This window comes from Leclercia sp. UBA5076 (genome assembly GCF_002416465.1).
Classification (GTDB): domain Bacteria; phylum Pseudomonadota; class Gammaproteobacteria; order Enterobacterales; family Enterobacteriaceae; genus Enterobacter.
In genome coordinates, this window is the sequence record NZ_DIAO01000015.1 from 151,032 (window position 1) to 174,757 (window position 23,726).

Below are 23,726 nucleotides of genomic sequence, written 5' to 3' on the forward strand. Positions count from 1 at the left end.
TGATATGAATTCCATCTTTACCGAAGAGAACCTGCTGGCGTTTACTACCGCGGCCCGCTTCAGCAGCTTCAGCAAAGCGGCTACCGAACTGGGGGTCACCACCTCGGCCATCAGCTATACCATCAAGCGCATGGAGACCGGCCTCGACGTGGTGCTGTTTGTGCGTAACACCCGCAGCATCGAGCTCACCGAATCGGGCTTTTACTTTTACCGTAAGGCGGTAGACCTGCTGAATGACTTCCATGCCATCAAGCGCGGGATAGATACCATCTCCCAGGGCATTGAGACGCGGGTGCGGATCTGCATCAACCAGCTGCTCTATACGCCGCGCCATACCGCCCGCCTGTTGCAGGTATTAAAGAAACAGTTCCCCACCTGCCAGATCACCGTCACTACCGAGGTCTATAACGGCGTCTGGGATTCGATCATCAATAATCAGGCGAACATCGCCATTGGCGCGCCGGATACCCTGCTGGACGGCGGCGGGATCGATTACACCGAGATTGGCGCGATCCGCTGGGTGTTTGCCATCGCCCCGGACCACCCGCTGGCCCTGGCCCCGGAGCCGCTGGCCGAGAGCCAGCTGCGCCTGTATCCCAACATCATGGTCGAAGACACGGCGCATACCATTAACAAGAAAGTGGGCTGGCTGCTGCACGGCCAGGAGGCGATCCTGGTCCCGGATTTTAATACTAAATGCCAGTGCCAGATTCTGGGTGAAGGAATCGGTTTTTTACCGGAACATATGGCGAGAGAGGCGGTGGAGGCGGGGCTACTGGTGACGCGGCGCATCAATAATCCGCGCCAGGACTCGCGCATGCTGCTTGCCACGCAGCATGCGGCAACCGGTCTGGTCACCCGTTGGATCAAACAGCAGTTCGCGCCCGACGGGGTGCTGACCGGGATCTACAGCGATTTACTGTGGCGGGATTAGCTGCGGCTTTGCACCCAGAATGCATGGATAAGGCCGGGGAGGTAACCCAGCAGCGTCAGGATGACGTTGAGGATAAAGGCCCAGCCAAACCCTTTGCCCAGCAGCACGCCAAGCGGGGGAAGCAGGATGGTAATTACGATACGCCAGAAACCCATAGATTCTCCATACAAGCAGTCAGGTCATTGTAAAAAAAGAGATTTTCACTCTAAGAGTAGCGAGTCTACGCATAGCTGCCAGCGTTGGCGTGAAGTTTTACCCTCTTTTACCCTCTTTACACAGGTTTATGCGGGCGATTAAGGGGTATTCCACCCGCCGCGCTGTACCGCGGCCTGCGCCTGGGCTAAGCTCGGAGCTCATCTATCAGAAGGAGGTAACTATGTTTTCTGTTGGCGATCTCGTACAGCCGCGCATGGGCGGCCCGAAACTCAAAGTCATCGAAGTGCATGAAGATCAGATTGTGGCGGTGCAGACAAGTAACGAGCAGGGCGAGAAGTTCACCCTGAAAGCAGCGGATGTGGCGCTGTATAAAGAAGATGGCGATTTCGGCGTCTGCTAAGCGCCGGTGCTACCGGGCGGTGTCAATCCGCCCGGTCTGCGCGGATTAAATCAGGAAATCATCCAGCGATTTACCCTCTGCCAGCGCAAGGGAGATCGGCTTCGGCGTACGTCCCTGGCCGGTCCAGGTTTTTTCAGTGCCATCGAGATCGGTATAGCGATATTTTGCAGCACGCGGTTTGCGCTTTTTCGGCTGCGCGCTGGTGCTCAGCAGTTCCGAACCCAGCAGGTCTTCGGCCGAAATACCGTCAGCTTTCATCATCTCCAGCAGAGCGCTAATTTTCTGCTGCTGCTCAGCACGCTGCTGTTCAATCTCAGCCTGCTCGTTACGTTTTTCTTCCGTGACGATGCGCAGCTTTTCGAGCATATCTTCCAGCACGTCCAGAGAGAATTCACGCGCCATCGCGCGGAGTGTACGGATATTATTAAGAGTGTGTAATGTTGAAGTCATATAATATGAAAACCTTTTCAAAAGTCTGCTAAATAATCAATACCGGCTCATGGTAATTCATTTGTTTATAAACATCCAGACGATACCGCACGAAAATATAATCCAGCCCAACATCTGAGAATAAAGAATATATAACGGCGGTTATTTTTAGAATGTATGATTTATTCAGCGTAGCCGTTTAACCATTATTTATTTGTCCTGTGTTATTACCCGCATCAATGGCGGTGACGCCCTCGCCCGAAACGAATAGCCATTCACTGGTTTCGCATAAAACCAAACCCTCACTTCCAGAGCTTTACGCTACATAGCGACCACTTAGCAACACAAGTTGCTTGAGAGGTGCGCGTTTTACCTTATCTGCAGAGAGCTCATGCCAGAGCGCAGAAAGAAAACCACTTAAGTCATTGTTTAACATTGATAAAAATAACCAGGACAGAGAAAATAACGCCGTTCTGGCAAAACCGGTTCGTTTAGAGAATTTTACGGACAAAACGCCATTAAATAAAAATTTATCGCTAATTGAGAGTTTTAATGCAGAGAGATACGCTATACACGAAAAACAAAGCAAACTAAAGCACTATCCCAACCCGCTTTAGCCTCGTTATCGTATCATCTTCAGGAGTCAGAACATGTTCTCACGGCAGTCTCGCCTGCGCCACGCTGTAGCGGACACATTTGCAATGGTGGTCTACTGTTCGGTGGTGAACATGCTGATTGAAATATTCCTCTCCGGAATGACCTTTGAGCAGTCACTTTCTTCACGTCTGGTCGCCGTGCCGGTGAACATCCTTATTGCATGGCCGTACGGTTTCTACCGCGATGCGGTGATGCGTTTTGCCCGCCGCTATTCATCTACTGGCTGGATGAAAAATCTGGCGGACGTGGTGGCCTATGTTACCTTCCAGTCGCCGGTATATGTCGCCATTTTATTAACGGTGGGCGCAGACTGGCACCAGATCGCCACTGCTGTAAGCTCGAATATTGTGGTGTCGATGATGATGGGTGCCGTCTACGGCTATTTCCTCGACTACTGCCGACGTCTGTTTAAAGTGAGCCAGTACCAGCAGATCAAGGCCTGAAGCACGGCGACTGGCGAAAGCCAGTCGCGTCGTTATTGCGAGTCGCCAAACAGGCCTTTCAGAAAGCGCTCCAGCGCCATGCGGGAACTGAAACCATGCGGAATACCATAATGTTCCTGATTATTGCCCCCTAAATAGAGCGGGAACTGCTGGTAATGGTCGCTGGTTTTCATCTCTGAAGCAGGCTCCGCGAAGGAAAGACTTCTCTCTTTCAACGTCGGATGAATGATCAGCGCAGTGCGCCCCATGCGGGCTTCCCGGTTCACATAAACATAATTATCGCCACGACGATAACCGTATGCTTTTTGTGTTACCACATCCACCGTAAATCCCGCTTTTTCAAGTTCGCGCGCAACCTCATCGGGTCGTAAATACATATTCTTTCCTCGTTATCATTTCCTGCCGGGCAACCTTACCGTATTCAGCATTAGCAGTGCTTTCAGAAAAATCCATAAACGGCCTGATAAGCCGTGACCGGCTTCAGATATTAAAAAGGTGGTCTAAACTGTTTATTACCGCAAATTCAAGGGAGAATTGTATGTTTAGCCGATCAAACCGAAACGACATTGAGGACGATGCTCAGGATATCCATAACGATGTCAGGAAATTAGCGGATACGCTGGAAAGCGTTTTGAAATCCTGGGGTTCAGATGCGAAGGGCGAAGCGGAAGATGCGAGACGTAAGGCGCGATCGCTACTGCGTGAAACCCGTGCGCGCCTTAATGGATGCTCCACCAGCAAACAGTCTGCCTGCGATGCCATAAACTGTGCGAACACCTTTATTCGCGAGAGACCCATGTGTGCGGTAGGTACTGTCGCCGCCGTCGGGATCTTCATCGGTGCGCTGCTCGCCCTGCGTAAGTAACGCCCAACGCCGTACTATGTTCTTCTACCCCAATGCCCTGCGGTGTTGGGGTTTTTCATTTTTATAAGCCATACCTCCCCTTCCCGTAACAGTTGTTACCGGCAGCAAGCACGCTTGAATTTCCCATATCTTGTGTGGTTGAAAGTTTGGATAACTACATCTAGTATTCCTTTTAGCAAGACAGACTCCTGTGACGCGTTCAATCGCGTTGGACTCCCATTTTAAATGGAAATACGAATCATGCGCATTATTATTTACACTCGCAACAACTGTGTGCAGTGCCATGCCACCAAACGCGCCATGGAGAGCCGGGGCGTGAGCTTCGAACTGGTGAATGTGGATCAGGTTGCCGACGCGGCAGAGAGGCTTAAAGCCCAGGGGTTCCGCCAGTTGCCGGTGGTGGTCGCCGGGGAGATGAGCTGGTCGGGGTTCCGTCCGGACCTGATTAACCGGCTGCCGCAGGCTGCGCAGGCCGCCCGGGCATGAGCCTGCTCGTCTACTTCTCCAGCAGCTCGGAGAACACGCACCGCTTTATCGTGCGCCTCGGGCTGCCCGCCGTGCGGATCCCGCTGAACGAACGGGAGCGCATCCAGGTGGACGAGCCTTTTATTCTGGTGGTGCCCAGCTACGGCGGCGGCGGAACCGCCGGGGCGGTACCGCGCCAGGCGATCCGCTTTCTTAACGATCCCCATAATCGGGGGCTTATCCGCGGGGTGATCGCCGCCGGCAACCGTAATTTCGGCGAGGCCTTCTGCCGCGCCGGGGATGTCATCTCACAAAAGTGCGGCGTGCCGTACCTCTATCGCTTTGAGCTGATGGGGACCCAGCAGGACGTCGACAACGTGCGTAAAGGAGTAAACGAATTTTGGCAACGACAACCACAGAACGCGTGATACAGGGATCGCAGGATTTCCATGCCCTGAACGCCATGCTGAACCTATACGATGAAGACGGGAAGATCCAGTTCAGCAAAGATCGTGAGGCGGTGGACGCCTTTTTTAATGCCCATGTCCGCCCCAACAGCGTGACCTTTGCCAGCCCGCAGGCGCGTCTGGATTACCTGCTCAGGGAGGGTTACTACGACCCAGGGGTGCTGGCGCGCTATGAGAGCAGCGTTGTGCTGGCGCTCTTTGCCCATGCCCATGCCAGCGGTTTTCGTTTCCAGACCTTCCTCGGCGCCTGGAAGTTTTACACCAGCTATACGCTGAAAACCTTCGACGGAAAGCGCTATCTGGAGAGCTTCGAAGATCGGGTGGTAATGGTCGCCCTGACCCTGGCCCGGGGAGATGAAACGCTGGCCCGCCAACTGACGGATGAGATCCTCGCCGGGCGTTTTCAGCCCGCCACGCCGACCTTTCTCAACGGCGGCAAGGCACAGCGCGGGGAGCTGGTCTCCTGTTTCCTGCTGCGCATTGAAGACAACATGGAGTCGATTGGCCGGGCGGTCAATTCGGCACTACAACTTTCCAAACGCGGCGGCGGCGTGGCCTTTTTACTCTCGAACCTGCGGGAAGCGGGGGCGCCCATCAAGCGCATCGAGAACCAGTCCTCCGGGGTGATCCCGGTGATGAAGATGCTGGAGGATGCCTTCTCCTACGCCAACCAGCTTGGCGCGCGCCAGGGGGCCGGGGCGGTCTATCTTCATGCCCATCACCCGGACATCATGCGTTTTCTTGATACCAAACGCGAAAACGCCGACGAAAAAATTCGCATCAAAACCCTCTCCCTTGGGGTGGTGATCCCGGATGTCACCTTCCGGCTGGCAAAAGAGAATGCCGACATGGCGCTCTTCTCCCCCTACGACGTGGAACGCATCTACGGTAAGCCGTTTGGCGATGTGGCGGTGAGCGAGCTGTATGACGAGATGGTGGCGGATACGCGGATCCGCAAAAAAAACCTCAACGCCCGGGAGTTCTTCCAGCGGCTGGCCGAGATCCAGTTTGAATCCGGCTATCCCTACATCATGTACGAGGACACGGTCAACCATGCCAGCCCCATTGCCGGGCGCATCAATATGAGCAACCTCTGCTCCGAGATTTTGCAGGTTAACAGCCCTTCAACCTATGACGAGAATCTGGACTACGCCCGTATCGGGCACGATATCTCCTGCAATCTGGGCTCGCTGAATATTGCCCATACCATGGACTCGCCGGACTTTGGCCGCACCGTTGAAACCGCGGTGCGCGGCCTGTCGGCAGTGTCGGAGATGAGCCACATCCGCAGCGTGCCGTCGGTGGAGGCCGGGAATGCCGCCTCGCACGCCATTGGGCTGGGGCAGATGAATCTGCACGGCTATCTGGCGCGGGAGGGCATTGCCTACGGCAGCCCGGAGGGGCTGGATTTCACCAACCTCTACTTCTACACCATCACCTGGCACGCGCTGAACACCTCTATGATGCTGGCCCGTGAAAAAGGGCAGCGATTCGCCGGTTTTGCGCAGTCGCGTTACGCCAGCGGAGAGTACTTTAACCTGTACCTCAGCGGTGACTGGCAGCCGAAAACGGAAAAAGTGCGGGCGCTGTTTGCCCGCGCCGGGGTCCGCCTGCCGACGCGGGCGATGTGGCAACAGTTGCGCGACGACGTGATGCGCTACGGCATCTACAACCAGAATCTGCAGGCGGTACCGCCCACCGGGTCGATCTCGTACATCAACCATGCCACCTCAAGCATTCACCCGATTGTGTCGAAAATCGAGATCCGCAAAGAGGGGAAAACCGGGCGCGTCTACTACCCTGCCCCGTTTATGACGAATGAGAATCTGGACCTCTATCAGGATGCTTATGAAATCGGCCCGGAAAAAATTATCGATACCTACGCCGAGGCGACAAAACATGTCGATCAGGGGCTGTCGCTGACGCTCTTCTTCCCGGACACCGCCACCACCCGCGACATCAACAAAGCGCAGATCTATGCGTGGAAGAAAGGGATCAAGACCCTGTACTACATTCGCCTGCGCCAGCTTGCGCTGGAAGGCACCGAAACAGAAGGCTGCGTGTCCTGCGCGCTGTAAGGAGAGAGCATGAAACTGTCCCGGGTTCACGCCATTAACTGGAACAAGATTGAAGATGACAAAGATCTGGAGGTATGGAACCGCCTGACCAGCAACTTCTGGCTACCGGAAAAGGTGCCGCTGTCGAACGACGTTCCGGCGTGGCAGACCTTAAGCCACGAAGAGCAGCAGGTCACTATCCGCGTCTTTACCGGCCTGACCCTGCTCGACACGGTGCAGAACACGGTGGGCGCACCGTCGCTGATTGACGATGCGCTGACCCCGCACGAAGAGGCGGTGATGTCGAATATCAGCTTTATGGAGGCGGTGCATGCCCGCTCTTACAGCTCCATCTTCTCGACGCTTTGTCAGACCAAAGATGTGGATGCCTCGTACCGCTGGAGCGAAGAGAGCGTTGCGTTGCAGCATAAAGCCCAGCGGGTACTGGAACATTACCGCGCCGACGAACCGCTGAAGAAGAAGATCGCCAGCGTCTTTCTGGAGTCGTTTCTCTTCTACTCCGGTTTCTGGCTGCCGATGTACTGGTCAAGCCGGGGTAAGCTCACCAATACCGCGGATCTGATTCGCCTGATCATCCGGGATGAGGCCGTACATGGGTATTACATCGGCTATAAGTATCAGAAAGGGCTCGAGAAAGTTAGCGAGGCCGAACGCGAGACGTTGAAGGGCTTTGCGCTGGATCTCCTGATGGATCTGTATGATAACGAGCTGAACTATACCGACGAGCTCTATGCCGGAACGGGCTGGGAGGAGGATGTGAAAGCGTTCCTCTGCTACAACGCCAACAAAGCGCTGATGAACCTCGGCTACGAGGCGCTCTTCCCGCCGGAAATGGCGGAGGTCAACCCGGCGATCCTCGCCGCGCTCTCGCCGAATGGTGACGAAAACCATGATTTTTTCTCCGGATCGGGATCGTCCTATGTCATGGGAAAAACGGTGGAGACAGAAGACCAGGACTGGGATTTTTAAGTAAAATAAATCGGTTTTCAATGCGAAATATATCACTTAATGTCTGACAAATATCTCTTCGTGATCTACGCTGTAATTCTCCGGTCATATTCGCCTGAATCACATCGATTCAGGCGAAATTTCCCATCCGCACGGTAAAAATCTCAAAAAAATTCATTTCCCGCTCAGCCCTTATCTCATGGGAAATTGAGCGATATTACCTGCGTGCAAACCACGGCAAAATTCATGCCACAAGCGCCGCAAGGGTTGTCTCAGATTCTGAGTATGTTAGGGTATGGCCTGCTTATTATTTCACTGGTAACGCTATCGATTTAAATAAATAACGGGACATTCTTTATTGCATGGCAATTAAATTAGAAGTTAAAAACCTCTACAAAGTATTTGGTGAGCACCCGCAGAGGGCTTTCAAATATATTGAAAAAGGTCTCTCAAAAGAACAAATTCTGGAAAAAACCGGGCTATCGCTTGGCGTTAAAGACGCCAGTCTGGCCATTGAAGAAGGCGAGATATTTGTCATCATGGGATTATCCGGTTCGGGTAAATCCACTATGGTTCGCCTTCTCAATCGCCTGATTGAACCCACCCGCGGGCAGGTGCTGATTGACGGCGTCGATATCGCCAAAATATCAGACGCCGAGCTTCGCGAGGTGCGCAGAAAAAAGATCGCGATGGTGTTTCAGTCATTCGCCCTGATGCCGCATATGACGGTGTTAAATAACACTGCCTTCGGCATGGAATTAGCCGGCGTACCGGCCAATGAGCGCCAGGAAAAAGCGCTGGATGCGCTGCGTCAGGTGGGGCTGGAAAATTACGCCCACGCATATCCGGATGAACTTTCCGGCGGGATGCGCCAGCGCGTGGGATTAGCCCGCGCATTAGCGATCAACCCCGATATATTATTAATGGATGAAGCCTTCTCGGCCCTCGATCCATTAATTCGCACCGAGATGCAGGACGAGCTGGTAAAACTGCAATCCCGGCATCAACGCACCATTGTCTTTATTTCCCATGACCTCGATGAAGCCATGCGAATTGGCGATCGTATTGCCATTATGCAAAACGGCGAAGTGGTTCAGGTGGGTACTCCGGACGAAATTCTCAATAATCCGGCAAATGATTATGTCCGCACCTTCTTCCGCGGCGTGGATATTAGCCAGGTGTTTAGCGCCAAAGATATTGCCCGCCGTACGCCAAACGGCATTATCCGTAAAACGCCAGGGTTCGGCCCGCGCTCGGCACTGAAGCTGCTGCAGGATGAGGACCGGGAATACGGTTATCTGGTTGAACGCGGCAATAAATTTGTCGGCGTGGTCTCCATCGACTCCCTGAAAACCGCCCTCGGCGAAGGTCAGGGGATCGATGCGGCGTTAATCGACGCGCCACTTGCTGTGGACGCCGAAACGCCGCTCAGCGAGTTGCTCTCTCACGTTGGCCAGGCGCCCTGTGCGGTGCCGGTGGTTGGAGAGGAACAACAGTACGTCGGCATCATTTCAAAACGCATGCTGCTGCAGGCTTTAGATCGCGAGGGGGCAAACAATGGCTGATCAATCTAACCCGTGGGGTACTACAGAGGCGGCGGACAGCGCGGCGCAATCCGCTGACGCGTGGGGTTCTTCTACGCCAGCACCCACCGACGGCGGTGGCGCTGACTGGCTGACCAGCGCCCCTGCGCCTGCGCCAGAACATTTCAATATTATGGACCCGTTCCATAAGACCCTGATCCCGCTCGACAGCTGGGTGACGGAGGGGATCGACTGGGTAGTGACCCACTTCCGCCCGGTCTTCCAGGGGATCCGCGTCCCGGTGGACTACATCCTCAACGGCTTCCAGCAGCTGATGCTGGGGATGCCGGCTCCGGTCGCCATCGTGCTCTTCTCGCTGATCGCCTGGCAGTTTGGCAGCGCGGGGATGGGGATCGCCACGTTGATCTCGCTGATCGCCATCGGCGCCATTGGCGCGTGGTCCCAGGCGATGATCACCCTGGCGCTGGTACTGACCGCCCTGCTCTTCTGCGTGGTGATCGGCCTGCCGATGGGGATCTGGCTGGCGCGCAGCCCGCGGGCAGCGAAAATTATTCGCCCACTGCTGGATGCGATGCAGACCACCCCGGCGTTTGTCTACCTGGTGCCTATCGTGATGCTGTTCGGCATCGGCAACGTGCCGGGCGTGGTGGTGACCATTATCTTCGCCCTGCCGCCGATTGTGCGTCTGACCATTCTGGGCATCAATCAGGTGCCGGCGGATCTGATCGAAGCCTCGCGCTCGTTTGGCGCCAGCCCGCGTCAGATGCTGTTTAAAGTCCAGCTGCCGCTGGCGATGCCCACCATTATGGCGGGTGTGAACCAGACCCTGATGCTGGCCCTGTCGATGGTGGTGATCGCCTCGATGATCGCCGTGGGCGGTCTGGGCCAGATGGTGCTGCGCGGGATTGGTCGTCTCGATATGGGGCTGGCCACCGTCGGTGGCGTCGGGATCGTGATCCTCGCCATTATCCTTGACCGCCTGACCCAGGCTGTCGGTCGTGATGCACGCAGTCGCGGCAACCGTCGCTGGTATAACACCGGCCCTGTCGGGTTGCTTACCCGCCCATTCACAACGTCTAAATAAGGAACAACGATGCGACATAGCGTACTTTTTGCCACAGCGTTTGCCACCCTTGCCTCCACCAGCGCATTCGCTGCCGACCTGCCGGGCACCGGTATTACCGTGCAACCGGTCCAGAGCACCATCTCCGAAGAGTCATTCCAGACCGGGCTGGTCAGCCGCGCGCTGGAGAAGCTGGGCTATACGGTCAATAAACCCAGCGAAGTGGATTACAACGTCGGCTATACCTCTATTGCCTCGGGGGATGCCACCTTTACTGCCGTCAACTGGCAGCCGCTGCATGACGACATGTACACCGCCGCGGGCGGCGACAAAAAGTTCTACCGTGAAGGGACCTTTGTCTCCGGTGCGGCTCAGGGTTACCTGATCGACAAGAAAACCGCCGATCAGTACCACATCACCAATATTGAGCAGCTGAAAGATCCGAAGATTGCGAAGCTGTTCGATACCAACGGGGACGGCAAAGCCGACATGATGGGCTGCTCGCCGGGCTGGGGCTGTGAGGCGGTGATTAACCATCAGAACAAAGCCTTCGACCTGGCAAAAACGGTGGAGGTGAGTCACGGCAACTACTCTGCGATGATGGCGGACACTATTGCCCGCTTTAAAGAGGGTAAACCGGTCATCTATTACACCTGGACGCCATACTGGGTAAGCGACGTACTGAAGCCGGGTAAAGATGTGGTCTGGCTGCAGGTGCCGTTCTCCTCTCTGCCGGGCGAGCAGAAGGATATCGACACCAAACTGCCTAACGGCATGAACTACGGCTTCCCGGTGAATACCATGCACATTGTGGCCAACAAAGCCTGGGCTGAGAAAAACCCGGCAGCGGCGAAGCTCTTCTCGGTCATGAAGCTGCCGCTGGCGGACATCAACGCGCAGAACGCGATGATGCATGCCGGCAAGTCATCGGAGGCCGATGTACAGGGCCATATCGATGGCTGGATCAAAGCCCACCAGCAGCAGTTTGATGCATGGGTAAATGAAGCCCTGGCGGCACAGAAGTAACGCTACTCTGCTCCTCTCTCCCGGAGAGGGGAGCAGACCGCACGATCCATCACTCAACAACTCCCCGCCTCCTCTCTTCATCCGTTATTATGGTTTACGAAAAAATAATCACTTAACTAATGATTTCGAAACCAAATGACAAAAACACCTCAGGGGCTTAGCCCCGCACTTATTCTGCTGATGTCAGTGGCAACCGGTCTGGCGGTCGCCAGCAACTACTATGCGCAACCCCTGCTGGAAACCATCGCCCGCAACTTCTCGCTCTCGGCAAGCTCAGCCGGTTTTATCGTTACCGCCGCCCAGCTGGGATACGCTGTGGGTCTGCTGTTCCTCGTCCCGTTGGGGGATATGTTTGAACGCCGGGCGATGATTGTCTCCATGACGCTGCTGGCCGCGGGCGGGATGTTGATCACCGCCTCCAGCCAGTCGCTTAGCATGATGATCCTCGGCACCGCCCTGACCGGTCTCTTCTCGGTGGTGGCGCAGATTCTGGTGCCCCTCGCCGCTACCCTCGCCTCGCCGGATAAGCGCGGTAAGGTGGTCAGCACCATTATGAGCGGCCTGCTGCTGGGGATTTTACTGGCGCGTACCGTTGCGGGCTTACTGGCGGGTATCGGCGGCTGGCGCACCGTCTACTGGGTCGCCTCGGTGCTGATGGTGGTGATGGCGCTGGCGCTGTGGCGCGGCCTGCCGAAGGTGAAGTCAGAAACCCATCTCAACTATCCGCAGCTGCTGGGCTCCGTCTTTAGCCTGTTCATAAAGGATAAACTGCTGCGTACCCGGGCGTTGCTCGGCTGTTTCACCTTCGCTAACTTCAGTATTCTCTGGACCTCGATGGCCTTCCTGCTGGCCTCTCCGCCGTTTAACTATTCCGAAGGGGTGATCGGTCTGTTTGGTCTGGCCGGGGCTGCCGGTGCGCTGGGGGCGCGTCCTGCGGGTGGCCTGGCGGACAAGGGTAAATCGCACCTCACCACCACCGCCGGTCTGGTGATGCTGCTGCTCTCCTGGGCAGCAATCTGGTACGGACATGTCTCGGTGCTGGCGCTGATTATCGGCATCCTGGTGCTCGACCTGACCGTGCAGGGGGTGCATATCACCAACCAGACCGTGATTTACCGCGTCAAGCCGGATGCCCGTACCCGCCTGACGGCCGGGTATATGACCAGCTACTTTATCGGCGGTGCGGCCGGGTCGCTCATTTCGGCCTCGGCGTGGCAGCATGCCGGCTGGACGGGCGTGTGTGCGGTCGGGTCGGTGATGGCGCTGCTTAACCTGCTGGTCTGGTGGCGCGGTTATCACCGTCAGGAGGCTATTCAATAAGGTTTACATAAGTTTGGGGCTCTCAGGGTGTTAAGGAGCCCCTCAGTCTGTTAAGGTACGCAATCATTTATACCGAAAATTTTTATGTGGGTAATATATTAGAATACCGCATGAATAGCTTACGCCTGATGACTCATCCCCGTTTTGCCAGCGCCACCCCCTCTTTTCTGTGCTTACCGGGTCACGGATCAACCCGGCTCTTGATGACAGTGAAATTCGCCTTGTGGATTTTATCCGCACAAATAATTCATTTACATTATTTGTCACTGTCGTTACTATATCGGCTGTAATTAATGAGGTTATGCCCAAATGGATAGTTCGTTTACGCCCATTGAACAAATGCTTAAATTTCGCGCCAGTCGCTATGCAGATTTCCCATATCAGGAGATCCTGTTAACGCGTCTCTGCATGCACATGCAGGGTAAGCTGCTGGAAAATCGCAATAAAATGCTGAAAGCTCAAGGGATTAACGAGACGTTATTTATGGCGTTGATTACGCTGGAGTCTCAGGAAAATCACAGCATTCAGCCTTCGGAACTGAGTTGCGCGCTGGGTTCGTCCCGTACCAATGCGACCCGTATTGCCGATGAGCTTGAAAAACGTGGCTGGATTGAGCGCCGCGAAAGTGACAACGACCGCCGTTGTCTGCACCTGCAACTGACCGAGAAAGGTCACGAATTCCTGCGCGAGGTGCTCCCACCTCAGCACAACTGCCTGCATCAACTCTGGTCGTCTTTAAGTAACGCAGAGAAAGATCAGCTCGAGCATATCACCCGTAAGCTGCTCACCCGTCTGGACCAGATGGATGAAGATGGCGCTGTTCTTGAGGCGCTGCGCTAACGCGACGACACGCTCCAAAATCCAGATTAATAAGAAAACCGTCAGGCCAGCATCTCATCGTGCTGGCCTTTCTGATAACAGGTCGGCTCAGCCGATGTGAAATAATAAGATCGTGGAGAACAACATGAGCGCAAATGCGGAGAACACAACCCCGCAGCAACCGGTCAACAAGAAAGGCAAACGCAAGCGCGCCCTTCTGCTGCTGACCTTGCTCTTTATTATCATTGCCGTGGCATATGGGATCTATTGGTTTTTAGTACTGCGTCATAGTGAAGAGACGGATGACGCGTATGTGGCAGGGAACCAGGTTCAGATTATGGCGCAGGTGTCGGGCAGCGTGACGAAAGTCTGGGCTGACAATACCGACTTTGTGCAAAAAGGTGATGTGCTGGTAACGCTCGATCCGACCGATGCCCAGCAGGCGTTTGAAAAAGCGCAGACTGAGCTGGCCTCGAGCGTACGTCAGACCCGCCAGCTGATGATCAACAGCAAACAGCTGCAGGCCAATATTGACGTGCAGAAAACCGCCCTCGCCCAGGCCCAGAGCGACCTCAATCGTCGCGTCCCGCTGGGTTCGGCCAACCTGATTGGCCGCGAAGAGCTGCAACACGCCCGTGACGCGGTCGCCAGCGCGCAGGCCCAGCTGGATGTGGCACTTCAGCAATATAACGCTAATCAGGCGATCGTGCTGAATACCACGCTCGACCAACAACCGGCGGTAAAACAGGCGGCGACCGAAGTCCGTAACGCCTGGCTGGCGCTGCAGCGTACTAAAATCGTCAGCCCGATGACCGGCTACGTTTCCCGTCGTTCCGTGCAGCCTGGCGCGCAGATCACCTCCTCCACCCCGCTGATGGCGGTGGTGCCGGCAACCAACCTGTGGATTGACGCCAACTTCAAAGAGACCCAGCTGGCGCATATGCGTATCGGCCAGACCGCCACGGTCGTCAGCGACATCTACGGCGACGACGTAAAGTACACCGGCAAAGTGGTGGGGCTGGATATGGGGACCGGCAGCGCCTTCTCGCTGCTGCCTGCGCAGAACGCCACCGGGAACTGGATCAAAGTGGTTCAGCGTCTGCCGGTGCGGATCGAGCTGGATGAGAAACAGCTGGCGGACCATCCGCTGCGTATTGGCCTCTCCACGCTGGTGACGGTGGACACCTCCAACCGTGACGGCCAGATGCTGGCAAACCAGGCACGTTCGAACCCGGCCTACGAAAGTAATGCCCGTGAGATCAGCCTTGAGCCGGTGAATAAACTGATCGATGAGATCGTGAAGGCAAACGCCGGTTAATCCGAAGGTGAGCGTTATGCAGCAGCAAAAACCGCAAAAACCGTTGGAAGGGGCGCAGCTGGTCATCATGACCATTGCGCTTTCGCTGGCGACATTCATGCAGGTGCTGGACTCCACCATCGCGAACGTGGCGATCCCGACCATCGCCGGGAACCTTGGCTCTTCCCTGAGCCAGGGGACATGGGTGATCACCTCGTTCGGGGTGGCGAATGCGATCTCCATCCCGATTACCGGCTGGCTGGCGAAGCGCGTCGGGGAAGTGAAACTGTTCCTCTGGTCAACGATCGCTTTCGTGCTGGCCTCCTGGGCGTGTGGCGTCTCCACCAGCCTGAACATGCTCATCTTCTTCCGCGTGATCCAGGGGATTGTGGCCGGACCGTTGATCCCGCTGTCGCAAAGTCTGCTCCTGAACAACTACCCGCCTGCCAAGCGCTCTATTGCGCTGGCGCTGTGGTCGATGACGGTGATTGTCGCCCCGATCTGCGGCCCGATTCTGGGCGGTTATATCAGCGATAACTATCACTGGGGCTGGATCTTCTTTATCAACGTGCCGATTGGCGCCCTGGTGGTACTGCTGACCCTGCAGTCGCTGCGTGGCCGCGAAACCCGCACTGAACAGCGGCGGATTGATGGCGTGGGGTTGGCGCTACTGGTGCTGGGCATCGGTAGCCTGCAGATCATGCTCGACCGCGGGAAAGAGCTGGACTGGTTCGCCTCGCAGGAGATCATCGTTCTGACTGTTGTGGCGGTGGTGGCGCTCAGCTTCCTGATTGTCTGGGAGCTGACGGACGACAACCCGATAGTCGATTTGTCGCTATTTAAATCACGCAACTTCACCATAGGGTGTTTGTGTATCAGCCTTGCCTACATGCTTTACTTCGGCGCCATTGTTCTGCTGCCGCAGCTGTTGCAGGAGGTATACGGGTATACCGCCACCTGGGCAGGGCTGGCGTCGGCGCCGGTCGGGGTGATCCCGGTCCTGCTGTCGCCGATCATCGGCCGCTTCGCCCATAAGCTGGATATGCGACGCCTGGTGACCTTCAGCTTCATCATGTATGCGGTGTGCTTCTACTGGCGCGCCTATACCTTTGAACCGGGCATGGACTTTGGCGCCTCCGCGTGGCCGCAGTTCATCCAGGGGTTTGCAGTGGCCTGCTTCTTTATGCCACTGACCACCATCACCCTCTCCGGTCTGCCGCCGGAAAGGATGGCGGCGGCATCCAGCCTGTCGAACTTTATGCGTACGCTGGCGGGCTCTATCGGGACCTCGATGACCACCACCATGTGGACTAACCGCGAGTCGCTGCACCATGCGCAGCTGACTGAATCGGTGAACGTGTTCAATCCGCAGGCGCAGGAAGTCTACAGCCAGCTGCAGGGGATGGGCATGTCTGAGCAGCAGGCTTCCGGATGGATAGCGCAGCAGATCACCGCCCAGGGGCTAATCATCTCGGCCAACGAGATCTTCTGGCTATCGGCTGGGGTGTTTATTGTGCTGCTGGGGCTGATCTGGTTCGCCAAACCGCCGTTTGGCGCGGGCGGCGGAGGCGGTGGCGCGCACTAATCATCTGAAAAGAAAAACGGATCTGCATGCAGATCCGTTTTTTTATGGGCGCGATAGAACTTACTTAATGCCGATAATTTTAATCGTAATGATCGAGACCGTGCCTGGTGGCACAAAGCCGGGTACGCCCTCTTCACCGTAGGCCTGTTTCGCCGGGATATGGATTTTTGCCTCCCCGCCCAGACCCAGTTTTTTCACTACCGTCTGGAACAGCGGCGGTAAATCCTTAACCCGGCTGGCGCGCACCTCTTTACTGGACATCACTTTACCGGTACCCAGCACCTCATCAATCTCGGCAATGATCTCGTTCTGGGCCGTAATCAGCGGCGCCTCACCTTGCTGAATCACCCGATAGATAGCTCCTTCCGGCAGTCGTTTAGCGCCTTTCTCATTCGCCGCCTTAGTCATGATCGCTTTGCTCTGCTTTTCGTTTTCACTTTGCATTGCGACAAACTGCTTTTTCTGTACCTGATCCAGCGCGACCAGCTCCTTCGACAGCGCTGCTGGCGTCATCTGGAGCTTATTGTTCACCTTGTCGTTAAAGCCCTGCATAAAGGCGTTAAGATCGAGCTTTTTGTTCAGCCCGTGCAGCTTGCTCTTTTCACGCCCTGCCGCATCGCCATACCAGGTGCCGATAGCGTAGCTGGTCAGCGTATCTTTTGCCGCCGTCTTATCGATCTTCATCCGCTGCGGCTCCTTAGTCGCTTTTGCGGATGCTGCCTGACTCTCCTTCAGCTTCTGGTTTTCGGCCGTCAACGTTGCCAGGGAGGCGCTTTGCGTTTTCTGCTGCTCCTCAAGCGAGGCTTTTTGCGTCTGTAGCTGGGCCAGCTGCTTTTTCAGCTCCTCGGTCTCTTTTCCGGCAGCAGCCAGTTGAGTGACCAGCGCACCGCTTTTATCTTTCTCGCTGCCAACGTTATTTTTCTGAAGAGCCAACAGGGACTCCTGTGAAGCGATAACTTTTTTAGCATCCTCAAGCTGGTTCTGCGCAATCTCAGATTTTAACTTCTCGCTTTTAAGCACTTTTTCCTGCTCGGCCAGCCGGGTCTCCAGAGTGGCTTTTTGCTGGTTCAGCGACGACAGCTGGGCTTTTAAGGCATCCGCCTCTTTTACCGCGCCGGTGCTCTTATCGCTGCTGGTTTTAAGGGTCGCAAGCTGCGCCTCCACCGCTTTCTTCTGCGCCTGCAGATCGGCCAGTTCTTTGGACAATGCCACGTTTTTCTCGCGGATCGCTTTCAGGGCAGCCAGCTCCGTCTCCAGCCCCTTTTTCTGCGTTTGCAGTTCGGTCAGCTCTTTCGCCAGCGCGGCACTTTTCTCATTGACCGCTTTCAGCGCCGTCAGCTGAGTATCCAGCGTCTTTTTCTGCGCCTGCAGATCGGTCAGCTCTTTGGTAAGGGTCGCATTTTTCGCACTGGCTTCTTTCAGAGAAGCAAGTTGGGTATCCAGCGCTTTCTTTTGCGTCTGCAGATCGGACAGCTCTTTGCTGAGAGTGTCATTTTTGGTACTGACCTCTTTCAGGGAGGCCAGCTGGGTTTCCAGCGTCTTCTTCTGCGCCTGCAGATCGCTCAGCTCTTTAAGCAGCTTCTCTTTGTCGCTTCCGGCGCTGCTCTTCTGCACAGCCAGCAGCGACTCCTGCGAGGCAATCACCTTTTTGGCATCTTCGAGCTGGTTCTGCGCAATTTCAGACTTTGTCTTTTCGCTGCTGAACGCTTTTTCCTGTTCGGCGAGCCGGGTCTCCAGAGTCGCTTTTTGCAGATTCAGCGACGACAGCTGGGCTTTTAGAGCCTCAAGCTCTTTTGCCACCCCGGCGCTTTTCTCGCTGCTGGTTTTGAGGGTGGCAAGCTGGGCATCCAGCGCCTTCTTCTGCGCCTGTAGGTCGGTCAACTCTTTCGTCAGCGCGACGCTCTTTTCCTCGGCCGCTTTCAGTGAAGCGAGCTGCGTTTCCAGCGCCTTCTTCTGCGCCTGCAGATCGGTCAACTCTTTCGCCAGCGTGGCGCTCTTCTCATCGGCCGCTTTCAGTGAAGCCAGCTGGGTTTCCAGCGCCTTCTTCTGCGCCTCCAGGTCGCTCAGCTCTTTAAGCAGCTTCTCTTTGTCGCTTCCGGCGCTGCTCTTCTGCACAGCCAGCAGCGACTCCTGCGAGGCAATCACCTTTTTGGCATCTTCGAGCTGATTCTGCGCAATCTCAGACTTTGTCTTTTCGCCGCTGAACGCTTTTTCCTGTTCGGCGAGCCGGGTCTCCAGAGTCGCTTTTTGCAGATTCAGCGACGAGAGCTGGGCTTTTAAAGCATCGAGCTCTTTTGTCACGCCAGTGGTCTGGATGCTGTTGGTCTTAAGGGCACTCAGCTGCGCATCAAGCGCGTCCTTCTGCGCCTGTAGATCGTTCAGCGCTTTCGTCAGAGCGGCGCGTTGCGCGTTGGCTTTATTGAGCTGCTCCACCAGTTCTGCATTTTTTTGTTGATCGACGCCAGCAGGCTTCGGCAGCATCGCGATCAGGCTCTCAATGGCAAGCTTTTGCGCGCTGCCTTCCGATTGTGCTGTCAGCCGGGAGAGCTTCTGCTCTTTTTCCGCGACACGATCCCTTTCATGAGCAACCGCCTGTTCCAGCAGCGCCTTTTCGCTTTCCACCGCACTTAGCTGTTTATCTAATTGGGTGATGGTGGTATTGGCCTGACGAAGTGCCTCGGTGAGGCGGGAAAGTTTGGCCTGATCGGCCGCGACGGCCTTGTCGTTTTTAACAGACGCGGCACGGGTCGCCGGACGGGCAGGTTTTACCTGCTGCGGCGCTGTATCCAGGGGAGTAGTGGTGGTCTCTGAGGAGATAAAAGGATTGGTTGAATTATTGCCGATAATTTTTTCGTTATTTAAACGTTCCAATAGTTCCGTTCCGGCTGAAAATGCTTTTCCACCCGATAATAACAATCCGCAGTACAGTGCTGCGCTAAAATATTTATTCATAACTTGTTCATTTCATTGGCACGGTTCATCATATTGGTATAAACCGTATTACGAATCCTTACGCATACCAGCGACAGTTTTTTATTAATTTCGGTGAGCATAACTTCGGAAGCGTTATCATCAACCAGAGATTTATTCGATTCGTAAATTTTATAGTTTTTATTAATATTCTCAAATTGCTTACGGTAGGTCTCGTAGGCCGCCGGGTCGAGCTTTTGCAGCGCAGAAAACTCCTGATAGCACTGCACCTCCTGCTTACGTTCGGCAGGGGCTTTGGCTATAGGCGTAGTCACCGGTTTAGAACTGCAGGCAGACAGCAGAATAGCGGAAAAAAGAATCGCGGAGCCAGCAAAATAAACTTTCATAAATCCCTCTTAATTATATTCTATTCCATGAAATATTAACGCATCAATAATTACAGTGAATGAGCGTTAAGGTTTCATCCATAGATATAATATATATAAATAACTATCATGCGTTAGCTGCAATAATAAAGAGAAAGAGAGGATTGCACAACGAGTGACAGGCTTTTAGGAATTTATTAATAGAGTAATATTACCCGGCATACTCCTTGCGAAGAGCCGGGTAATTTGCTAGATGTGCAGTTCCTGCAACTTCTCTTTTGGCAGCGCCAGTTCGTCATTGCTGTTGACGCGAACGTCACGCTCAAGGATGTGGCGGGCAATATCCTGGGCTTCTTCCAGAGAGTGCATCTGATATGTACCGCACTGGTAAACGTTGAGCTCCGGGATCTGGTTCTGCTCTTTAACTTTCAGCACATCTTCCATCGCCGCTTTCCACGCATCTGCGACGCGGGTCTCTTCCGGCACCCCAATCAGGCTCATGTAGAACCCGGTACGGCAACCCATAGGCGAGATATCGATGATCTCAACGCCGTTACCGTTCAGGTGATCGCGCATGAAGCCGGCAAACAGGTGCTCCAGGGTGTGAATGCCTTTTTCCGGCATCACTTCTTTATTCGGTACGCAGAAACGCAGGTCGAATACCGTGATCGTATCGCCGTGCGGGGTATGCATGGTCTTCGCAACGCGTACAGCAGGTGCTTCCATACGGGTATGGTCGACAGTAAAGCTATCTAATAACGGCATACGTCACCTCCGATAGTGATTTTTTTTTAAAAAAAATGAACTCTTCTTTTCAACGCGCGTCTGAGTATATGAAAGACGCGCATTTGTTATCATCATCCCTGTTCTTCAGAGATGTTATTTTGGCCACAGCGATGTGGCCTTTTTCTTTTCTGTCAGGTCTGTTTCGCCAGAAACTCAGCAAACGACTCTGTATCCGCCGCCTCAATCTCACGCTGACGCACCGTTGACGCTTCGCGTTCAGCAGCGAACTCAGCTTCGGTAAGCACCTCCAGCGGTTCCTGCAGCAGCATATCGCGATACTCCGCCGCAAGTGCACGACCGGTCCCGCCGATGCCCCGATCAATCATAGAACGCAGAATGCGTGCCGAGAACGTTAGCTCAGGATTATCAAAACTTTCGACCAGCTGATCGCAAACCAGCTGATACGCATCGCCACCATAAACGCTGTCCAGTGTCTGGGCGACGCGTTTGAGATCGCGGAACAGATCTTTACCCACCTGTTGCAGCGGGAACTGTGCCGTCTGGCAACCTATGCCCAGCGTCAGGCCAGGTTTACGCCCTTCAAGGATCACCCGGTTCCAGTTCGTGCGGGTGCAGAGCAGTTCGTCAGCACTCATTTCCGGCGCATCGGCCAGCACGCACCAGACCATAAACAGATCCAGGAAGCGTACCTGCTGCTCGTCCACGCCGATAGGCGAGAACGGGTTGATATCCAGGGAGCGCACTTCGATGTACTCAATCCCACCGCGCTGTAACGCATCCGATGGTGTTTCTCCGCTGCGCGTGACGCGTTTCGGACGGATAGGCGCGTATAGTTCGTTTTCAATCTGTAAAACGTTACTGTTGATTTGCAGACGCTTACCGTCTTTCTCAAGACCGATCTCTTCGTAGGTTTCCGACGGGGTTTTGATCGCCCGCTTCAATCCTGCCACATACTCGTGCAGATCGTTAAACGTAATACCGAGATTGCTTTGCGACTTATTGGTATAACCCAGGTCGCTGAGACGCAGGGAGGTGGCATATGGCAGGTAGTACATACCGCAGTCGGTTTTCTCAAACGGCAGCGTGGTCGGTTTGCCCTGCAGGAAAGAGGAGCAAATCGCCGGCGATGCGCCGAACAGATACGGGATGACCCAGCCGAAGCGATAGTAGTTACGAATCAGGCGGAAATAGCCTGCGGAGATCGCCTCTTTATCTGTTTCGCCGCACTTCGCCTGCCAGAATGCCATCGGCAAGGAGAAGTTATAGTGCACGCCAGAGATCGTCTGCATCAGCGCGCCATAGCGATTTTTTAATCCTTCGCGATAGAGCGTTTTCAGACGACCGATATTGGACGTGCCGTACTGCGCCAGTTCAATATCCTGCCCCTGCGCGATATAGCACGGCATACTCAGCGGCCACATCCGCTCATCACCCAGATTACGGGCGCTGTAGCGGTGAATGTCACGCATGATTTTCAGCATGTGGTCAATTTCGCCGTCGACCGGCGTAATAAACTCAAGCAGTGCTTCGGCGAAATCAGTAGTGATCCATTTATGGGTCAGCGCCGAACCCAACGCCTGTGGATGGCCTGTCGTTGCGAGACTGCCATCTGCGTTAACGCGCAGCGTTTCGCGCTCAAGACCGCGCTGAATACCCTTCAGTGCCTGAGGGTGGTTTTCCAGCCAGGCCAGTGCCTGTGATACGTCCGGGATCAATTCGACCTCCCGCCTGTCAAAATCATTTCATTTAGCATAATTGTAATGGTTTCTGGTCACAAACAGTCCAATTAGTGCCACCACGTCATGCCCTGCAAAGTTGCAACCGCTACAAGAATGTAGCGCAATGCCTTGCCAAGGCATAAAAAAAAGAGCACAGGCCCCCAGGAGATGCGCATCCATCCCGCCAGCAGGCACAGTAAATCACCGATTACCGGCATCCAGCTTAGTAAAAGCGTGGCAGCGCCATAGCGTTTTAGCCAGCCGACTGCCTTTTCCTGCCAGCGCGATTTTTTGCGTAGCGGAAAGAATCGCCCAAGAATAACGTTAGTCAGCCCTCCAAGGCTATTACCCATTGTTGCTATTAACACGAGTAACCACGGCTGACTGACACCGGACAAGAGCATCGCCACCAGTACCACCTCGGAATTTCCGGGCAGGATCGTGGCGCTTAAAAAACTGCTGGCGAATAATGAGGCGAGTGACAGTGTGTCACTCACAGTAAGCGAACATCCACCGCGGCCATACCGGCATCACGCGCTGCCTGAATACCGAAATCGGCATCTTCAAACACCACGCACTTCGCGGGTGGTACGCCCATCAGCTCTGCACAAAGCAGAAAGGTGTCAGGTGCAGGCTTGTGGTTTTTAACGTGATCGGCCGCGACCACGGCAGAGAAATAGTGGCGCAGGTTAAGGTGGTTGAGCAGTGCTTCAGCGATAGCGCTTTCACTGCCCGTACCGACGGACATGGGACGTCGCCCGTGCCACGCCTTCACTACGTCGATTAAGGGCAAAGGACGCACAGTGTCCAGCAGCATGGCTTTTACTGCATCGGTTTTTTCACGCGCGAGCAGGTGCGGGTCGAGATCGGCCTGATTCAGTTCAATCACGGCCTGCGCAATACGCCAGGTTGGAGATCCGTTGAGGGCTATCATCGCCTGTAAGTCGAAACGCATACCATAACGACCCAGGACTTCAGTCCATGCCTGGCGATGCGTTGGCTCAGTGTCGAGGATGGTGCCATCCATATCGAAAATCAAACCGTCATACTGTGCGTACATCGTGCTCTCGCGAAAGGATTACAAAGCGTTACTTTATCGTAAACAAGGGGTTTTGTCGCTGACAGAGAAGATGATTGCTGACGAAACGTCGAAGGAATAAACAATGAGGGAGAAGATGGTGCATCCGGGAGGATTACTCGGCGTTGCCTCGCCCTCCGGGTCGTTGCTGAAGCAACGTTATCCTCCCTGATGCTGACGATTGATTCGCAGACCATGAAACTACAGCCTGGCTGTTATCTCTGAGAAGATGGTGCATCCGGGAGGATTCGAACCTCCGACCGCTCGGTTCGTAGCCGAGTACTCTATCCAGCTGAGCTACGGATGCATCGGGATTTACTACTGTACTACTCGATACCACATATCATTTCGAAATCGACATGCAATAAAAGATGGTGCATCCGGGAGGATT

General features: G+C 54.8%; 24 protein-coding genes and 1 tRNA gene. 15 read left to right on the top strand and 10 right to left on the bottom strand.

All coding sequences use genetic code 11. The features are described 5' to 3' along the window. Nucleotides 1-4 precede the first annotated feature (4 nt). Nucleotides 5-934: a LysR substrate-binding domain-containing protein gene (locus tag B3X29_RS15680; protein ID WP_103180855.1), complete on the top strand. Its 930-nt coding sequence runs from the start codon at nt 5-7 to the stop codon at nt 932-934. Here the strand turns inward: B3X29_RS15680 and B3X29_RS15685 are convergent. Beyond that, nucleotides 931-1,089 (bottom strand): YqaE/Pmp3 family membrane protein, encoded by a 159-nt coding sequence (locus tag B3X29_RS15685; RefSeq protein WP_103180856.1) that lies wholly within the window; start codon nt 1,087-1,089, stop codon nt 931-933. The two genes, B3X29_RS15680 and B3X29_RS15685, sit on opposite strands and share 4 nt — an antisense overlap. A gap of 221 nt (nt 1,090-1,310) precedes the next feature. On the opposite strand from B3X29_RS15685, the gene B3X29_RS15690 reads away from it, so the two are divergent. Further along, the gene (locus tag B3X29_RS15690; RefSeq protein WP_159340345.1) at nt 1,311-1,490 is read left to right on the top strand and encodes a hypothetical protein; all 180 of its coding nucleotides are present in this window, start codon (nt 1,311-1,313) and stop codon (nt 1,488-1,490) included. A 45-nt stretch (nt 1,491-1,535) separates the two neighbouring features. Here B3X29_RS15690 and stpA read toward each other — a convergent pair whose 3' ends face one another. Next, nucleotides 1,536-1,940, bottom strand: coding sequence for a DNA-binding protein StpA (stpA, locus tag B3X29_RS15695; protein WP_103180858.1), 405 nt, complete (start codon nt 1,938-1,940; stop codon nt 1,536-1,538). Between the two features lie 629 nt (nt 1,941-2,569). On the opposite strand from stpA, the gene alaE reads away from it, so the two are divergent. Then, nucleotides 2,570-3,019: an L-alanine exporter AlaE gene (gene alaE / locus B3X29_RS15700; RefSeq protein WP_159340346.1), complete on the top strand. Its 450-nt coding sequence runs from the start codon at nt 2,570-2,572 to the stop codon at nt 3,017-3,019. Between the two features lie 32 nt (nt 3,020-3,051). On the opposite strand, the gene B3X29_RS15705 is transcribed toward alaE, so the two are convergent. Continuing rightward, the gene (locus B3X29_RS15705) at nt 3,052-3,396 is read right to left on the bottom strand and encodes a DUF2002 family protein (RefSeq protein ID WP_039030004.1); all 345 of its coding nucleotides are present in this window, start codon (nt 3,394-3,396) and stop codon (nt 3,052-3,054) included. 161 nt (nt 3,397-3,557) lie between these two features. Between B3X29_RS15705 and B3X29_RS15710 the strand changes: the two genes are divergently transcribed. The 12 genes from B3X29_RS15710 (at nt 3,558) to emrB (ending at nt 16,496) form a co-directional block, all read left to right on the top strand. Continuing rightward, entirely contained in the window at nt 3,558-3,884 is a 327-nt protein-coding gene (locus B3X29_RS15710; RefSeq protein WP_159340347.1) for a DUF883 family protein, read from the top strand. A 240-nt stretch (nt 3,885-4,124) separates the two neighbouring features. After that, nucleotides 4,125-4,370: a glutaredoxin-like protein NrdH gene (nrdH, locus tag B3X29_RS15715; RefSeq protein ID WP_290557515.1), complete on the top strand. Its 246-nt coding sequence runs from the start codon at nt 4,125-4,127 to the stop codon at nt 4,368-4,370. Further along, complete coding sequence (gene nrdI / locus B3X29_RS15720) at nt 4,367-4,777, top strand: class Ib ribonucleoside-diphosphate reductase assembly flavoprotein NrdI (RefSeq protein ID WP_103180862.1); 411 nt, start codon at nt 4,367-4,369, stop codon at nt 4,775-4,777. The genes nrdH and nrdI overlap by 4 nt, the downstream gene beginning before the upstream one ends. Beyond that, on the top strand, nt 4,750-6,894 hold the full coding sequence (gene nrdE, locus B3X29_RS15725) for a class 1b ribonucleoside-diphosphate reductase subunit alpha (protein ID WP_159340349.1): 2,145 nt from the start codon (nt 4,750-4,752) through the stop codon (nt 6,892-6,894). The genes nrdI and nrdE overlap by 28 nt, the downstream gene beginning before the upstream one ends. 9 nt (nt 6,895-6,903) lie before the next feature. Beyond that, nucleotides 6,904-7,863 carry a class 1b ribonucleoside-diphosphate reductase subunit beta gene (gene nrdF, locus B3X29_RS15730; protein ID WP_159340350.1) on the top strand — a complete coding sequence of 320 codons (960 nt, stop codon included), beginning with the start codon at nt 6,904-6,906 and terminating at the stop codon, nt 7,861-7,863. A 341-nt stretch (nt 7,864-8,204) separates the two neighbouring features. After that, complete coding sequence (proV, locus tag B3X29_RS15735) at nt 8,205-9,407, top strand: glycine betaine/L-proline ABC transporter ATP-binding protein ProV (RefSeq protein WP_114385885.1); 1,203 nt, start codon at nt 8,205-8,207, stop codon at nt 9,405-9,407. Then, the gene (proW, locus tag B3X29_RS15740; RefSeq protein ID WP_103180866.1) at nt 9,400-10,470 is read left to right on the top strand and encodes a glycine betaine/L-proline ABC transporter permease ProW; all 1,071 of its coding nucleotides are present in this window, start codon (nt 9,400-9,402) and stop codon (nt 10,468-10,470) included. The genes proV and proW overlap by 8 nt, the downstream gene beginning before the upstream one ends. Before the next feature lie 9 nt (nt 10,471-10,479). Then, nucleotides 10,480-11,475: a glycine betaine/L-proline ABC transporter substrate-binding protein ProX gene (proX, locus tag B3X29_RS15745; RefSeq protein ID WP_156655146.1), complete on the top strand. Its 996-nt coding sequence runs from the start codon at nt 10,480-10,482 to the stop codon at nt 11,473-11,475. 135 nt (nt 11,476-11,610) lie between these two features. Continuing rightward, nucleotides 11,611-12,795, top strand: coding sequence for an MFS transporter (locus B3X29_RS15750; RefSeq protein WP_290557520.1), 1,185 nt, complete (start codon nt 11,611-11,613; stop codon nt 12,793-12,795). A 309-nt stretch (nt 12,796-13,104) separates the two neighbouring features. Beyond that, entirely contained in the window at nt 13,105-13,635 is a 531-nt protein-coding gene (gene mprA, locus B3X29_RS15755; RefSeq protein WP_039029994.1) for a transcriptional repressor MprA, read from the top strand. Nucleotides 13,636-13,759: 124 nt separating this feature from the next. Beyond that, nucleotides 13,760-14,932 carry a multidrug efflux MFS transporter periplasmic adaptor subunit EmrA gene (gene emrA / locus B3X29_RS15760; protein ID WP_103180870.1) on the top strand — a complete coding sequence of 391 codons (1,173 nt, stop codon included), beginning with the start codon at nt 13,760-13,762 and terminating at the stop codon, nt 14,930-14,932. A gap of 16 nt (nt 14,933-14,948) precedes the next feature. Next, complete coding sequence (gene emrB, locus B3X29_RS15765) at nt 14,949-16,496, top strand: multidrug efflux MFS transporter permease subunit EmrB (RefSeq protein ID WP_103180871.1); 1,548 nt, start codon at nt 14,949-14,951, stop codon at nt 16,494-16,496. A 60-nt stretch (nt 16,497-16,556) separates the two neighbouring features. On the opposite strand, the gene B3X29_RS15770 is transcribed toward emrB, so the two are convergent. The 7 genes from B3X29_RS15770 to B3X29_RS15800 form a co-directional block, all read right to left on the bottom strand. Further along, nucleotides 16,557-19,367, bottom strand: coding sequence for an FKBP-type peptidyl-prolyl cis-trans isomerase N-terminal domain-containing protein (locus tag B3X29_RS15770; RefSeq protein ID WP_159340352.1), 2,811 nt, complete (start codon nt 19,365-19,367; stop codon nt 16,557-16,559). Between the two features lie 77 nt (nt 19,368-19,444). Beyond that, nucleotides 19,445-19,813: a hypothetical protein gene (locus tag B3X29_RS15775; RefSeq protein ID WP_103180874.1), complete on the bottom strand. Its 369-nt coding sequence runs from the start codon at nt 19,811-19,813 to the stop codon at nt 19,445-19,447. Between the two features lie 228 nt (nt 19,814-20,041). Then, nucleotides 20,042-20,557: an S-ribosylhomocysteine lyase gene (gene luxS / locus B3X29_RS15780; RefSeq protein WP_103180875.1), complete on the bottom strand. Its 516-nt coding sequence runs from the start codon at nt 20,555-20,557 to the stop codon at nt 20,042-20,044. 152 nt (nt 20,558-20,709) lie between these two features. Beyond that, complete coding sequence (gene gshA / locus B3X29_RS15785; protein WP_103180876.1) at nt 20,710-22,254, bottom strand: glutamate--cysteine ligase; 1,545 nt, start codon at nt 22,252-22,254, stop codon at nt 20,710-20,712. Nucleotides 22,255-22,325: 71 nt separating this feature from the next. Next, nucleotides 22,326-22,754 (bottom strand): YqaA family protein, encoded by a 429-nt coding sequence (locus B3X29_RS15790; protein ID WP_103180877.1) that lies wholly within the window; start codon nt 22,752-22,754, stop codon nt 22,326-22,328. Continuing rightward, entirely contained in the window at nt 22,751-23,317 is a 567-nt protein-coding gene (gene yqaB / locus B3X29_RS15795) for a fructose-1-phosphate/6-phosphogluconate phosphatase (RefSeq protein ID WP_156655149.1), read from the bottom strand. Before yqaB ends, B3X29_RS15790 begins: the two co-directional genes overlap by 4 nt. A 248-nt stretch (nt 23,318-23,565) precedes the next feature. Further along, nucleotides 23,566-23,642, bottom strand: a tRNA-Arg gene (locus B3X29_RS15800). Nucleotides 23,643-23,726 lie beyond the last annotated feature (84 nt).